11 protein-coding genes are annotated in these 14126 nt (G+C 57.9%); 3 read left to right on the top strand and 8 right to left on the bottom strand.

Going from position 1 to position 14126, the window contains the following annotated elements:
- Positions 1–485: 485 nt before the first annotated feature.
- The 6 genes from K529_RS16400 to K529_RS16380 all read right to left on the bottom strand — a co-directional run bounded on the left by K529_RS16400 (position 486) and on the right by K529_RS16380 (position 5152).
- Entirely contained in the window at positions 486–839 is a 354-nt protein-coding gene (locus K529_RS16400; protein WP_005627503.1) for a diacylglycerol kinase, read from the bottom strand.
- Between the two features lie 47 nt (positions 840–886).
- A complete protein-coding gene (locus tag K529_RS16395) occupies positions 887–2158 on the bottom strand; it encodes a phosphoethanolamine transferase (RefSeq protein WP_406707200.1) in 1272 nt (423 codons plus the stop codon).
- 503 nt (positions 2159–2661) lie between these two features.
- Positions 2662–2904, bottom strand: coding sequence for a DUF4130 domain-containing protein (locus K529_RS24075; RefSeq protein WP_040642763.1), 243 nt, complete (start codon positions 2902–2904; stop codon positions 2662–2664).
- A gap of 28 nt (positions 2905–2932) precedes the next feature.
- Positions 2933–3103, bottom strand: a complete 171-nt coding sequence (locus tag K529_RS24070; RefSeq protein WP_406707308.1) for a DUF4130 domain-containing protein — start codon at positions 3101–3103, stop codon at positions 2933–2935.
- Between the two features lie 67 nt (positions 3104–3170).
- Positions 3171–4127 carry a FecCD family ABC transporter permease gene (locus tag K529_RS16385; RefSeq protein ID WP_005627509.1) on the bottom strand — a complete coding sequence of 319 codons (957 nt, stop codon included), beginning with the start codon at positions 4125–4127 and terminating at the stop codon, positions 3171–3173.
- On the bottom strand, positions 4124–5152 hold the full coding sequence (locus K529_RS16380; protein ID WP_005627512.1) for a FecCD family ABC transporter permease: 1029 nt from the start codon (positions 5150–5152) through the stop codon (positions 4124–4126). The genes K529_RS16385 and K529_RS16380 overlap by 4 nt, the downstream gene beginning before the upstream one ends.
- A 219-nt stretch (positions 5153–5371) precedes the next feature.
- Between K529_RS16380 and K529_RS16375 the strand changes: the two genes are divergently transcribed.
- From K529_RS16375 to K529_RS16365, 3 genes are all read left to right on the top strand, one after another.
- Positions 5372–6328 carry an ABC transporter substrate-binding protein gene (locus K529_RS16375; protein WP_005627514.1) on the top strand — a complete coding sequence of 319 codons (957 nt, stop codon included), beginning with the start codon at positions 5372–5374 and terminating at the stop codon, positions 6326–6328.
- A 203-nt stretch (positions 6329–6531) separates the two neighbouring features.
- The gene (locus K529_RS16370; RefSeq protein WP_005627517.1) at positions 6532–8667 is read left to right on the top strand and encodes a TonB-dependent siderophore receptor; all 2136 of its coding nucleotides are present in this window, start codon (positions 6532–6534) and stop codon (positions 8665–8667) included.
- A 307-nt stretch (positions 8668–8974) separates the two neighbouring features.
- Positions 8975–9877 (top strand): LysR substrate-binding domain-containing protein, encoded by a 903-nt coding sequence (locus tag K529_RS16365; protein WP_005627520.1) that lies wholly within the window; start codon positions 8975–8977, stop codon positions 9875–9877.
- Between the two features lie 41 nt (positions 9878–9918).
- Here K529_RS16365 and K529_RS16360 read toward each other — a convergent pair whose 3' ends face one another.
- Together K529_RS16360 and K529_RS16355 are read right to left on the bottom strand one after the other, a co-directional pair.
- Positions 9919–13791 (bottom strand): non-ribosomal peptide synthetase, encoded by a 3873-nt coding sequence (locus K529_RS16360; protein WP_005627525.1) that lies wholly within the window; start codon positions 13789–13791, stop codon positions 9919–9921.
- On the bottom strand, positions 13788–13985 hold the full coding sequence (locus K529_RS16355) for an MbtH family NRPS accessory protein (protein ID WP_005627534.1): 198 nt from the start codon (positions 13983–13985) through the stop codon (positions 13788–13790). The genes K529_RS16360 and K529_RS16355 overlap by 4 nt, the downstream gene beginning before the upstream one ends.
- Positions 13986–14126: the final 141 nt, after the last annotated feature.

Genomic DNA, 14126 nt, shown 5'->3' with positions numbered 1-14126 from the left:
GCAGCTGGGAAACCATATCATGCCGATACAGGAGTGGAGATTAACCTTCCACATGCCCCTTCCAGGGCGTGCCCGCAACCGATGCCCGAGAGCGTCACACAAACCAGAGTGATTGCGCCGCCACCATGCAGGGCAGCGATCATCCATGATGATAGGAGCTTCCAGCCCTTTCGCGACATTCGAACCAGGCTCAGATAAGAATTTGCTGCGGGCGCGAACACTCGTGGCCAAACACCCTGAACCGGACATTCATTTTGGGACAACTACCGCGGACAGTGCTGCGCCCTGGTCGAATTACAGCGAAGCGCAGAAAGCACCCTTTGCAAGGTCGTAGAACTTAGGGGCCCGATGAACGGTTTGGCTGCTTATGCAGTGGCAAAAGCTGCCATTCGCTATGAGGTTAACGCGAGAGCTTGCCGTAACAAATCGCCTGGCTTGCCTTACTGGACCAAGGCTAGATACTTGGTCGAAGAAGTGCCCCGAGCCTAATTCAGGAGTGACAGCAGAATGATGGCAAAGCAGGCGGTATTTGCCCCAATCAAGAGCGCGACCGCCAGCGATCCAAGGTCTTTTGCGTGCTTTGCTTGTTGAGACCATTCGGGCGAAACCAAATCAGTCAGGACTTCGATGGCAGTGTTGAGCGCTTCAATCGCTAGTAGCAACAGGAAAAGAATGGAAAATGCTCCAATCTGCATTCCCGGCACACCCAAAACCCAGAGTAAAATGATCGCTGCGCCCCCTATTGCAAGTTCTTGCCTTGCCGCAGCTTCTTCGATCAGCCGCTGAAAACCGCCCAGAGAATAGCGAGCCGCGGCAAACAGATGCGCAAGTCCTGTCACCTTAGGTGGGATTTGCGGAGACGTCTTTTGTGAAGCTGTAGGTTGTGTCACGCCGGGGTCCTTTCGGTGCGGCAGTTGGCAGTTAAGTCAAGCTCTGGCCGATAGGCCTCAGTGGAGATGTCCATCAATCCGAGTACTGTATGGAAAAGATTATCCTGACTGACCGGTTGTGAAGTGCGGTCAGTCAGGCATGCAGCGTTAACGTGCATGGTTTCTTGGAATTGTTGTGGCAACCACATCAGAAAAGGCACCTGCGTCTGAACTTCGGGTGCCATGAACATCGGAGCAGCATGCAGGTATAGCCCTGCCTCTCCCAAAGACTCACCATGGTCAGACAGGAAAAACAGAGCGGGCAACACGCGGTCCTGCTGGTCCAGCATTTTAATGGCGCTGGCGACGATATAATCGGTGAAGGCAATACTGTTGTCATAGGCATTCACGATCTCCTGCTGGCTGCAGTAGTCGAACTCAGCCGTGCGACAGTCTGGAACAAACGGTGCAAAACCTTCCGGATAGCGCAGGTAGTACGCGGGACCATGGCTACCGATCATATGTAGAACCAGAACCGTATCCTCAGTGATGCTGCCGATCTGGGCGCTGAGTTCCGACAACAGAGCCGCATCAGTGCATTCGCCATCAGCACATGCGGCTGGATTCAATGTCACATCGACCATCCGTGCGCCTGTCCGTCTGGCGATATTCTGATCGCCTGTATTGTTGTCAACCCACACCGGGTCCACACCTGCGTGGGCGAGCACATCCAACAGATTTTCGCTGCCCATAAATCGCTCGTGACTGTAGTCCGAGCGATCAAATGGGGAAAACACACATGGCAATGACACTGCGGTCGAAGTTCCACAGGATGTGGCGTCTTTGAAATTGAAGACATCGAGTTGGGCCAGCTCTGGCGTGGTGTTACGGCTGTATCCATTCAGCCCAAAGTTCTGCGCACGTGCCGTTTCACCAGCAAACAGGACGAGCAAAACCGGCTTCTTTGTCGCCAGCAAAGCAGGCCCCTTAGCCGCATCCTGCCCCAGCGGATTAACTTCGACATTCCCGGCACGGAGTTCCATTTTTGCATACCGCACAACGGCGCCGATCGTGGCACCGGGCTGGTAACTACCCAGCAGCTCGTGATGCTCGCGAATGATGGAAACATTCGCCTTGAGGTTCACGAACAAGAACCCAAATGTCAGCAGGAAACTCGCCGCTATGGTCAGCGGAAATCTCCACAGCAATCCCCGGACCCGTGCATATGTGATGCGCGGCCAAAACAGTAAAGCAGCAGGTATGATCCCGGTCAGAAACATGTGGCGCAAGTAGGGTACCCTAGACCTTTGAAGAGATACGAACATGGCGAAACGCCAAAACTTCACAGGCCAGCTTTAGACCAACTTCGTCGAACGCTTGCGGCGATCACTGAAGCAGGAGTCTATTTATCTCGAAGAAATTGCCGATGGCTTCCAAGCTTGGCGTGCTATCAAGGACTGGATGAGCTTCTAAAACACCAAGCGCCCTCAATTTCGCGCCTGATTGGCGAACGCCGGACGACGCATGTTGGGCAGGCTTGGAGCGACCGAGAGCAGCATGAGACCTAAACCGGATACACCTTGGATCAGCCGCTGAGCTTTCCGGAAAACCGGGACCACTTCAGATATCGCTTCTTCCGTTTTTGCGCACTATCGATGGTATACTAACGGGTATGGCTCGGCCCCGATGCTGGGCTTTGGTTGACCAGCAGGTTGCTCCCCACATCCCGGTCTTGGACAAGTCTGATCCCCATGTTTGATCCTCTGTTTCCTAACTATAGGGGTGCACCACTTCAGTGGGGGAGGATCAGTTCTGTCGGCAGCGCGTCCCGCATCCGGTGCACGCACGCTTCGGCGTCTTGCAACATGGTCGGGATCGCGCGGGCCTCGGGGAGATTTTTCCAGTACTTCAGCGGCATTTCGGATTTCATTGCCCCAATCTTTACCCTCGCCGGGTTGAATATATGGATGAAATACGTCGTCCAAAGCGCCTCTGATGCATCCTCCGGCAGATCAAAATCAAGCTGGCCGTCCAAAAGCCGATCCGAAAGGGGTCGCAATTAGTCAGTCCATATCGGCAAAGCGGCGCGCGAAGAATGGCGAAGCGGCCTCCAAAATGCGGTGGTCTGGCTCGAACCACGCGGCAAAGCGGCGGCGCGCGCCACTCGTGGGCAATTCGCGAAACCGGGCGAAGGCGTGCATCTTGTGAATGTCGCGCTCCACGGCCTTTGCCAGTCGGTCGAGCCGACGGCTTAGAGGGTCGGTGGGATTAGAGTGCCAATAGTGGCCGCTTGCGCGCTGATCAGATCTGGTCGCGAATAACTTTTTGGTGGAGGATCAACACCAGCAAAGGAGCACCGATCAAAGAGGTGTAAATTCCGGCGGGCATGAGGGCTGATGGGGCGAGTACGCGTGTTGCTATGTCGGCAAGCGTGACCAATCCGGCACCGAAAGCCGCTGCTGCGACCAAGTTCACCTGCCCCCGCCCCATCCTTCGTGCAAGCGGGCCTGATACAAATGCCACAAAGCTAAAAGTACCTGCCAAAGCCACCATAGCCGAGACAAGAAGAGCCGCGCTCAATAAGAGGAGGGGCCGCAATCGGTGGATTGCAAGCCCCCACCCACGGGCCGGGTCATCACCGAATTCCAAGCGGTCAAGTGTGTGGGCTGCGGGCAATAATATGAGCGCGCCTACCGCAAGTGCGAGCGCGGCAATTTGAACCTCCTGCCAGCCCATAGCGTTAAGGGACCCTGCGAGCCATGCCATCGCCTGTCCTGCTGCCGCGTCGCCTGCCTGGATCAACAGGATGCTAAGTGCGGCGGAGCAGGTGATGCCAACTCCGATTCCGTAGAGGATCAACCGGCGTGGATCGAGGCCCGCCCTACGAGAGAGCGACAACGAAAAAATCAAAGCCGTGGCCAACACACCTCCGCTCAGTGCGCCCAGCATTGTGACGATCCCGGCAAGTTGGGCGGCCACCCCACCCAGCGCCGCACCCTGAGAAACGCCGATGATATCGGGCGAAGCAAGAGAATTGCGCAGCAATGACTGAAACACTGCGCCCGCTAAGCCCAGGCCCGCGCCGATAAAAAGCCCTGCGAGGGCGCGCGGCATTCGCAAATGCCACAGCAACACATCTTCCTCAGCCCCGGCGCGCAGGCTCATCAAAAGCTGATCGGGTGAAAGCCAAACTCGCCCAGCCGAGAGCGCGAGCAGCAGCAGGCCAAGCAGGGCGGCTATGACAAGTACCGGTTTCACGATCGCTCCCCCAGAATTTTCGCAAGCACGATCATAAAAGCAGGGCCGCCGATTAAGGCCAGAACCAACCCTATGGGGACTTCTGAGGGGCGGGCAGCGATGCGTCCAATTGTGTCACACGCCAGCACAAGTATAGCTCCCATCGGACCGGCAAACGCGAGGGTGGTGCCAAGACTGGCTCCGGAGATTGCGCGTGCGATATGTGGGATGACGAGGCCGACAAAACCGATAGGCCCAGCCAATGCAACAGCGCCCCCCGACAGAAGCGTTATAGAAATAAGGGCGAGGGTTGCGACCAATGCGGGATGCACCCCAAGACCAGATGCAATATCCCCCCCGAGCGCCATCGCGTTCAGGCCTCGGCAGCAGAGGGCCGCAAGCCCAATCCCACACAGAAGGAATGGTAAGACTAAGGTTAGAGTCTCAAAATCAGTTTGCCCGAGCGCTCCTACCATCCAAAACCGATAAACTTCGCGACTTTCGGTTTGCAGGAGGACAATGGCTGCAACCAGAGACAGACACAGGCTGCTGATTGCAGTACCCGCAAGGGGGAGCCGGATGGAGAGGCCACGACCAACCGTCGATTTTGTGCCTCCTGCCAGCAGCCATACTGTCAGCGCGGCAATCCCCGCACCGAAGCTGGCGGTGAGGGTCAGGATTGTTGTGGGTTGCGGTCCAAGGCTCCAGGTCAACACAACCACAGAGAGAGCAGCGCCAGCATTGACCCCCATCAGCCCTGGATCTGCCAGTGGATTGCGCGTGAGGCTTTGCATCAGCACGCCCGCAATGGCGAGAGCAGCACCACAGGCCGTAGCAGTGAGGGCACGTTGTAATCGCAGCCCACGCACCAACGCGTGTAGTGGGTCAGAGGCGTCGAAGTGAAACAAGGCCTGCCAGACCACGGCGGCCGGTACATCTCTGGCACCAAAGCTCAGGGATGCGATCACCCCCAGCCCGAGGGCCGTCAGGCAAAGGCTGCCCTGAAGAGAGATCGAAAGCTTGGAGCGAGAGATGGAGCCGCGCAATACCAGAGAACCTGTCTGACAATTCTTGAGAGGGGCTGGCGAAAGCTGGCCGCGCCTGAGTGAACCAAAGGTGTGGTGCGGTCAAGCAAGATGGCAGCGCAGGTGCCGCAGAGCAGGGCTTGACCCGTGCTTTGTCGCCAAGTAGCCGTTGCCCGTTCCCAGCCAGCGCGAGACTGCGCATTGCCAGGTCTGCTTGATGCTTCTTCATTGGGAACGGTTATGCGGATCTTTATCTTCCTCTTTTTATCGCTTGCGGCCTCAGTTCAGGCTGCAGATTTCCCGGTTCGGATCGAACACGCCTATGGCGAGACCGTTGTGCAGGCCGCGCCACAGCGCGTGGTTTCGGTTGGGTATCATGAGCAGGATTTCCTTTATGCACTGGGGGTTGCGCCGGTTGGTGTGCATGAGTGGTTTGGTGGGCACGCTTATGCGACATGGCCTTGGGCAGAGCCTGCCCGCTCTGAACTTGCCGCCATGCCGGAGGTGCAGAGAGGATTTGAGATCGACCTTGAGTGGGTGTTGTTGCAGCAACCGGATTTGATTGTCGCAACATTTGCGCCACTGGACGAGCGCACCTACGCGATGTTGTCGCGTATTGCGCCAGTGGTGGGGCCGCCCGCAGATTTCCCGATGTGGGGGGCACCTTGGGAGGAGGAGTTGCGATTGATTGCGGCGGCGACCGGGAAAGTGTCGACCGCAGAAAAGATCATAACCGATCTGGATCAACGTATAGCGGCAATTGCGGTACAACATCCGCAGTTGCAGGGGCTGAGTGGCACGGTCGCCCATTTTGCCGGGGGGCAGATCGTGGGCTATCGATCTGAGGATGGCGGCAATCGTTTGTTGCACCGTCTCGGAGTGGAGACCCCCGCCACCTTTGATCAAATGGCCGGGCCGGGGGGGAATTTTACAGTCAGCCCAGAGCGGATCGATCTCTTTGATCTCGACGTTGTGCTTTGGCTGACGGATGAATCTGCGCGTGCAAAGATCGAGAGCCTGCCGGGTTATGACGCACTAAGGATCACGCGGGAGGGTCGGTCCATTTGGGCAGATGAAACGCTGACCGGCGCACTCAGCTTTCAGTCGCCATTGTCGATAGAATGGGCGCTGGATCAATTGGTCCCCGCTTTGGTGGCTGCGGCGGATGGCAATCCGAACACTGGCGCGACAGAATAGTCCCTTCGACGGCAGGATATGCGTTGACCGCATAGGGATAGTGCAATAGCACCGGCTCAACCGAGGCGCGGAATCGATATCCCACCAAGGCAGTCCCGAGGGCATGTGTGCCCTGAAATGCAACTGCCACTGGCCCGGTACTCTCCCACTCTTGCGACCTTGTCGCGGAGACACCCAGTCGGCTTGATTGAGACTGGATCGCAATGACAGATAATTCTATCACCCGCGCCCGCCCGCGCGTTTCCAAACTGGTGCTGTTCATGGGCACCACTTTGCTAAGCAGCGCAGCCTTTGCGCAGGACACGCCAACTGAACTGCAGCCTATCGTCGTGACGGGCGCTGACGAGGCCTCGCCACTGTCGGGTGGCACCGGATACACAGCCGAAGAAACCACCGCAGGTTTCAAGGGCGGGGTCTCGCTCGTAGAGGTTCCGCGTTCGGTTTCTGTGGTCACCGCACAGGAAATCGCCGACCGTGCGCCTGTGCAGATTGAGGACGCACTCGCCTATACGCCGGGTGTCAGTGCCTCCAACTGGGGGGTGGATGACCGTTACGATCAATTCACTATCCGTGGTTTTGACACTGGATCGAAGGGTATCTACCGCGACGGGCTGATCCAGAAAAGCATCAACTTTTCGGGTTTTAAAACCGACCCTTGGATGGTGGAACGCATTGATGTGCTGCGTGGCCCGACCGGTGTTATGTATGGCCCCGGCGAGGCTGGCGGGATGGTCAATATCGTCAGCAAACGTCCGCGATTTGAAAAATTCGCCGAAGGGCGTTTGCAATATGGCTCCCACAACACCGCACAGGCGGCGATTGATCTTGGCAATAGTAATGCCGCGGGAACCCTTGCCTGGCGCTTGACGGGGCTTATGCGCAATGGCGGCAATGAGGTGGAGGACGCACAGGATGACCGGCTGCTTGGTGCCTTTGGTGTGACGTGGGCGCCGACTGATCGCACCGAAGTGACGTTCCTCGGTCACTATCAGGAAGATAACCTTGCGCCAAATATGTTCCTGCCTGTCGCGGGCGAAGACTACGATGCCAGCTTTGGTGCTTTGCCGCAGAGCTTTGTCGACAGTCAGCACGACTTCAACCAGTTTGATACCGAAGGCTGGTCCATCGGTTATCAGGCGCGCCATGAGGTGAACAGCCAACTGACCCTGCGTCAGAACCTGCGCTACAGCGAGCAGGATACGACCTACCGCCACCTCTATTATAGCGGTATGGCCAGCGCCACTCAGATGCAGTTTTACGATTTCACTGTGTTTGAAACGGCATCGACTTTCGCAGTGGACACGCAGGTCGAATATCGCGCGACTTTGGGTGCCGCTGAAAACACTCTGGTCGCAGGGCTCGATTATACCCGTCAGATTGTGGATGGCACGCAAGGTTTCGGCGCTGGCTACCTGATTGATGTGACCAACCCGAGCTATGGTTTTGGTGTCAGTGATCCGGGAAACTACATCGACCGCAAGACCACCGAAGATCAAACTGGCCTCTATGTGCAAAACCACACACGGTTTGAGAATGGCGTCACCCTGACAGCGGGTCTGCGCAAATCATGGGTCGAAACCGAGACCGAAAATCGCCTCACCAATACCACCAGTTCGCAGGATGATGATGCTCTGACCATGTCACTTGGGGCAACTTGGGATCTCGGCAATGGCTATGTGCCGTTTGCCTCCTATGCCGAAGGGTTCACGACAAATATCGGCAGCAGCTTTGACGGGACTGCCTTCAAACCAACCGAGAGTGAACAGTTCGAGGTTGGCCTGCGTTATCAACCGGTGGGTCGCAACCTGATGCTGTCGGCGGCGGTGTTTGACGTGACCAAGACCAACGTTCTGACCGCTGATCCCTTAAATCCGAATTTTCAGGTGCAAACCGGTGAGGTCCGGCACAGAGGGTTGGAACTGGAGGCGCGTGGTCAGTTGACTGAGCAACTGGCGGCGATCTTCAGCTACTCCTACATTGATGCGAAGATCACCGAGTCCAACAACGGCGACAAGGACAATACTGCTGCCAAAGTGCCTGAACATCTCGCGTCGCTCTGGCTGGATTACGCTTTCGCAGGGCGTCTAGAGGGGCTGAAATTGGGCGGTGGTGTGCGCTATGTCGGTGAGAACTGGGGCGACAACGCCAACAGCCGCAAAGTCGATGACTACATCCTCGCGGATGTTTCTGTCAGCTACGCATGGGATGATTATCGGGTGTCGTTTGGCGTGACCAATCTCTTTGACAAGGATTATGCGGCCACATGTGAAACCGTTTCTTACGGTTGTATCAGTGGCGAAGGGCGTGAGCTTACCTTAGCGCTGAGCCGCAAATTCTAATTCCAGCGCTGCTCAGACAAAGGCCTCCGGTGCAAAGCCGGGGGCTATTTGCGTTTAACTATCAAGGATACGTTCAGGGCAAAACGGCAAGTCGGCTTTTTCGCGTTCGGTCATCCGAGCAATGTCCGGGTGCGACAGGGGGTCACGATCATAAATTGACCTACTCGCGCAGGTTTTTATGCGCGTTTTGCATCTCAACCAGAGGACCATAAAACGGAAGAAAGAAACCTGTGTCATGCGTCTATGCTGTCTCAGAAGCGCATGTATGGCTATCGACTTCGCGAAGGTGAGTGTTTAGATTATCTAAATGCATAATTTGAACAGCGTTCCCCTCTCTGCGTTACGCACCATCGAGGCAATCGCGCGCCATGGCACCCTGCGCGCAGCCGCTGAGGAGTTGGGCGTCACCTCCGGCGCGCTGAGCCAGCGCCTTGGTAAGGCCGAAGAGATTTTGGGGCACGTGCTGTTTCACCGGACCTCAAAGGGTCTGCACCCAACAGAGATTTGCACGCGGATCGCCCCCCGGCTGACCGCCGCCATGGCAGAGCTGTCTGCCGTACTGAGCGAGGTGCGAAATCGGCAGGGTGATGCGCTGACGCTGACGGTGGCACCGATCTTTGCCAGCCGATGGTTGATCTGGCGGCTGCGGCGCTTCAATGACACCAATCCGCACATCCGGCTCAGCGTTATACCCACCGCGGATGTGATTGATCTGAACACCTCTGACGTCGATATCGGTATCCGAGTCAGCGGAAGCGGTCCTCTGGGCGCAGAGGCGACGCCGCTGTTGGTGCAGCGGGTGTTCCCGGTTTGCGCGCCTGAGATCGCAGCGCAGATCCGCGCACCAGAAGATCTGTTTCGTTTTCCAGTGATCCGGGAGGATGAGCGGCTCTATGGCTGGGCCCCTTGGCTTGCGCACATTGGACTGGCAGAGCAGGAAATCCCTGCCGGACCGACGTTTGCGGATTCCTCGCTCTGCCTTGATGCGGCGATGACCGGGCAGGGCGTGTTCATGGCATGGGAAACTCTGGCGTGCGACGCGCTGGAGCGGGGGCAGGTTTCTGCTCCTATAGCCCATCGCGCCGACACAAAGGCCACCTATTGGTTTGCCGTCGCGCCCCATGCCGCGCGCAACCCTGCTGTAAGGGTATTTCGGGCGTGGTTGGAGGCAGAACTGGCATGTTCGATGGCGTTTTGGGGCCAATCGTAATTCAGCGGGCCCAAAGACTGAGGCCCGCTGAATTAGAGACATCACAAATCGAATGCTTGGTTCAGATCTGTTCGGAATTGTGCGTGGAACATCTGATCGCCAATGATGTGCAGGTGGTTGGTTCCCGGCACCACCGTGGCTGCTGACGCACGCGAGGAGTAGCGTCGCCAGTCCACCAGATTGAGGCCGCGGCTCAGACTGTCTCCGGCACTGTAAGAACGCACCGGGATATCCAAGCGCGACACCTGATAGCGCCGAAATACCAATGCGTTGTCGATCAGCACCCAAAAGGTGTGCTCTCGGCTCGACACCTCTGGCCCATCAATGGGTAAAGGGTCGGCCTCATTGCCGATAAAGCGCAGGAATTGCGCGTAACACAGATCATCCATCACATCGATCAGCGCATCCCACTGCGCGCGCATCTGCGTCTGAGCCAGCCACCGCCGCAGGTCCACCTCCAGTTGCTCCCGTTCGCCGGGGGCGAACTCTGGCACTGCGCCCGGCGCAAAATCGCGACCCAGATCGCAGACATCCACCATTCCTACCATTTGAATATCGACGTCATCGTGCAATTGACGGGCCGCTTCCCACGCAAGAAGGCCACCCCAACTCCAGCCAAGGAAAGCACAAGGGCGCCCTTTGCTCTCGCGGCGAATGTGATCAACATAGTCCGCAACGACCTCCGGCACCGAGACATTGAGGCGCTTTTCCTCGTTGAGTGAATGGCAGAGAAAACCCGTGACAGGCTGGTCCGCGTCCAATGCAGCGGTGAGGCGCATGTATTCGCGGGTGGAAACCAAAAGCCCCGGAAAACAATAAAGCATCGGCCGATGGCCGGTGCCGCGCAGTGCAATGGCCTGCCGTCCTGTGGAATGCCCTGTTGCGATCCGCGCGGCCAGTTGCCGCACAGTGGGCGCATCAAACAGATCTGCGATGGTCAACGGTGTTGCCGGCCAGTGCTTGCGCATTTCGGCAATCACCTTGAGCGCAATCAGGGATTTGCCACCACACGCAAAAAAGTCATCGGTGACGCCAAGCGCTGAATTGCCGATCTGCGTGCGCCAAATCCTGAGCATGGTGGTCTCGGTCTCGCCTTCTGGCACCACATTCTTGGTGGCGTTCTGGCGCGTTCCGGGTAAGGGCAGGGCGGTGCGGTCAAGTTTGGCATTGGGGTTGGTCGGCATCCGGTCCAGTACCACAATCGCTGCAGGGAGCATGTGGCGAGGCAGTTGCGCTTCCAGCGCCCGCATCAGATCTTCTTCCCGCACCTGAGGCGGCGCGACTACATAGCCGACCAGACGTTTGTGTCCGTCATCTTCGCGCAACAGCACCAGAGCTTCAGAGACATCTGTCTGTTCCAACAATGCGGCCTCTATTTCACCGGGTTCAATGCGATACCCGTTGAGTTTGACCTGCAGGTCGACGCGGCCCAGAAACTCGATTGTGCCATCCTCACGCCAGCGCCCAAGGTCGCCGGATTTGTAAAGACGCGCAGCGTCCCGTCCGTCCAGATCGGGTGCAAATGGATCGGGAATGAACCGCTCTGCGGTGGTGCCGGGGCGGTTTATATAGCCGCGGGCAACACCTTCGCCACCGAGATGGATCTCACCCACGACACCGATTGGGCAGGGCATCATGTTTGCATCAAGCACATAGGCGCGGCGGTGCCCCACAGCGCGTCCCAGAGGGGCGTATGCGCCCTCGAATTTAGTGCCCGCCCGCACCTTCCAGACCATCGGCGTCATAATCGTCTCTGTTGGTCCGTAACCATTGATCAGAAGGGGCGCGCGCAGTTCATCTGACAGCAGATCAAAGGTGCTTTGAGCGAGCCCTTCACCGCCAAAGGAGTAAAGCCGCATTTCCGGAGCTTCGCCAGTTTCGCGCGCCCATTCGGCCAGTTGCTGTAGGTATGTCGTCGGGATCGAGGCATTGTTGCAGCCATGGGTTCGCATCGCGGCCAAGGTTTGCTCTGGCGTCCAAAGCGGGCCATGGGGGATCACTGCTGAACCGCCCATCATCAGCGGGTTCATCCAGCGTTCGTGACCACCGTCAGAAGAAAACGGCAAGAAGGGAAGTTCTCGGCTCTCGGCGCTCATCTCGTAGACACGAGCGGTGTCTTGCAGGTGGTCACTCAGCGGGCCGTGTTCCACCGCGACCCCCTTGGGTTTGCCGGTGGAGCCGGAGGTATACATGATATAAGCGATTTGTTCGCGGTGGATGGTGACCTCGGGATTATGTTCTGGCTGCTCCGCGCCGGGTTCATCATCAAGGCACAAGACATGTGCCGCGATCCCCTGCGGGAGGCGGCTCAGATAGCGGCGACGGGTCACCACAACAGCGACACCCGCATCCGTCAAAATATGGTGATTGCGGCTCTCCGGGTGGTCTGGTTCGACTGGAATATAGGCCCCACCCGCCTTCAGCGCGGCGAGGATCGCCATCACAGCGTCGATCCCGCGTTCCAACATAATCGCCACTGGCACTTCGGCGCGCACACCACGCGCGATGAGGTGGTGAGCCAATTGATTGGCGCTGCGGTTCAGGCGACCGTGGCTCCAGGACTCGCCATCTGAAATCAGTGCTGTTTTTTCCGGTGTCAGGCGCGCGTGCTCTGCGATCAGGTCGTGAACTGGACGGGGATCGTTCTCCGCGTCGTCCGCATAAGGCGCAGAGAGGTGGTCAAGCTCATCCTCCATAAGAAGTGGGATGCGCGCCACCGGGAGTTCGGGCTCTTTGAGGCCGGTGCACAAAACCCGCGCCAGATGGGTGAGCAACCGCTCGATAAGCGCGGGTTCGAACAGGTCACGAGCGTAATTGGCGTGTAAAGTGAGACCGCCGTCTTGGTGCTGTTGCGCAATCAGTAGACATTCGCCCTGTGTGGCAGGCTGCGGGGGATCAAGGCGGCGAAGCCCCTCTGGCAGGGATTGATCACCCACGACATGCAACGTGACGGCCCCCATGATATGACGATCTGCCCCATCCCTGCGCAACATATCCTGTACCAGTTGCGCAGACGAAAGTGGCCGCGCGCGTACCTCTGATATCGCGTCGGCTGTATGGCGCAGCGCTGAGGGGAATGATGCATAAGGGTTTAGCGCAAGACAAAGCGGCAGGAGATCCTCGCTGCGGCGCTGGCTGAAGAGGCGGGTCTCTCCAAGCGCAAAGCGCAGGCGGCTTTGACCGCTGTAGCGCATCAGCACAATGCCAAGCGCAGTAGCTATCGCGGTTTCCGCCGCGGTGGCGTCAATCCCAAACGGGGAGAGGGTCTCCGCGTCAATTGAGAGTTTTGCATGGCCGCGGAAGGTGCCTTCTTTGCCGTTGTAACGCTGTGGCAAGCGGACATTCAGGATTTCGGGGTCTTGCAGCAGCTTACGCCAGTGTTCGAGGCGCTTGCGTTCTGTCTCGGTTGATACGGGGATCGGCTTCGGCAGATCTTCCGAAGACGTGCTTTCTTGGGTTAAGGCCTGCGCAAAACGGGCAGCAATTTGATTAAGGACACCCTGATCCGCCAGAACCGGATGAAAGGCGACGCCGAGGAGGCTGCCTGTTTCACCACTGCCGACGTAAACGGCGGCCAGCGGCCCTGAGTCGAGAGAGAAACGCGCCTTCGTAAGGGTGGTTTCAAACTCCTCTATTGGGACTTCGCTCACCGCGATCTGATGAGAGGCAGTCTCCTTGCGCCGAAAGGTGCCCCCAGCTTGGCGGACCAGACGGGTGGCAAAAACCGGATTATTCGCAATCATTTCCGTCGCAGCGCGGCAGATATCGACAACACTCCACCGAGGATCAATGGCGAGACGTAGGCGCTGGATCACAAAAGGTGCGAGTTGCCCCACTTGATCATGGGCGCAAATCTGTGCCTCCGCGTGCGAGAGCGCATCATGGGTGTGGGGGAGGGTGGTATCCGTCGTCATGCCATAGCCTCCTTCAGCGCAGCAGGGCGGGGATCCTGCCAGTTCTGCTCCACCCTCGCAAGGCAATCGGCGTGACATTCGGGTGCGCCTTGTGCCTGCCAACCTGCAGGCACCGGTAGCGCGGCGGGCCAGATCGACCATCGGTCTTCGGTGTTTTTCACGCAGATCCAGAGTTCGGGGTCAGGGTGCGTCATCGGGCTCTCCCATTAAAAACGTATCGGGTCTGAGACGTCAGCAGCCGCGTGAAATTCACCCTTCGGGAGAGATTTTCTCGGGCCAGAGTGAATTTTCGGGCCGCTCTTGCGTCCTATTGGGACGAAACCCGCGCCGCGCGA

Origin of the sequence: Tritonibacter mobilis F1926 (genome assembly GCF_000376545.2) — a bacterium.
Taxonomy (GTDB): domain Bacteria; phylum Pseudomonadota; class Alphaproteobacteria; order Rhodobacterales; family Rhodobacteraceae; genus Epibacterium; species Epibacterium mobile.
This window is presented reverse-complemented; position numbering and strand designations above follow the sequence as displayed.

Coding starts and splice junctions, on each gene's coding strand:
- K529_RS16375 (WP_005627514.1), top strand. CDS start 5,372: ATGCGGATCTTTATCTTCCTCTTTTTATCGCTTGCGGCCTCAGTTCAG.
- K529_RS16370 (WP_005627517.1), top strand. CDS start 6,532: ATGACAGATAATTCTATCACCCGCGCCCGCCCGCGCGTTTCCAAACTG.
- K529_RS16365 (WP_005627520.1), top strand. CDS start 8,975: ATGCATAATTTGAACAGCGTTCCCCTCTCTGCGTTACGCACCATCGAG.
- K529_RS16360 (WP_005627525.1), bottom strand. CDS start 13,791: ATGACGACGGATACCACCCTCCCCCACACCCATGATGCGCTCTCGCAC.
- K529_RS16355 (WP_005627534.1), bottom strand. CDS start 13,985: ATGACGCACCCTGACCCCGAACTCTGGATCTGCGTGAAAAACACCGAA.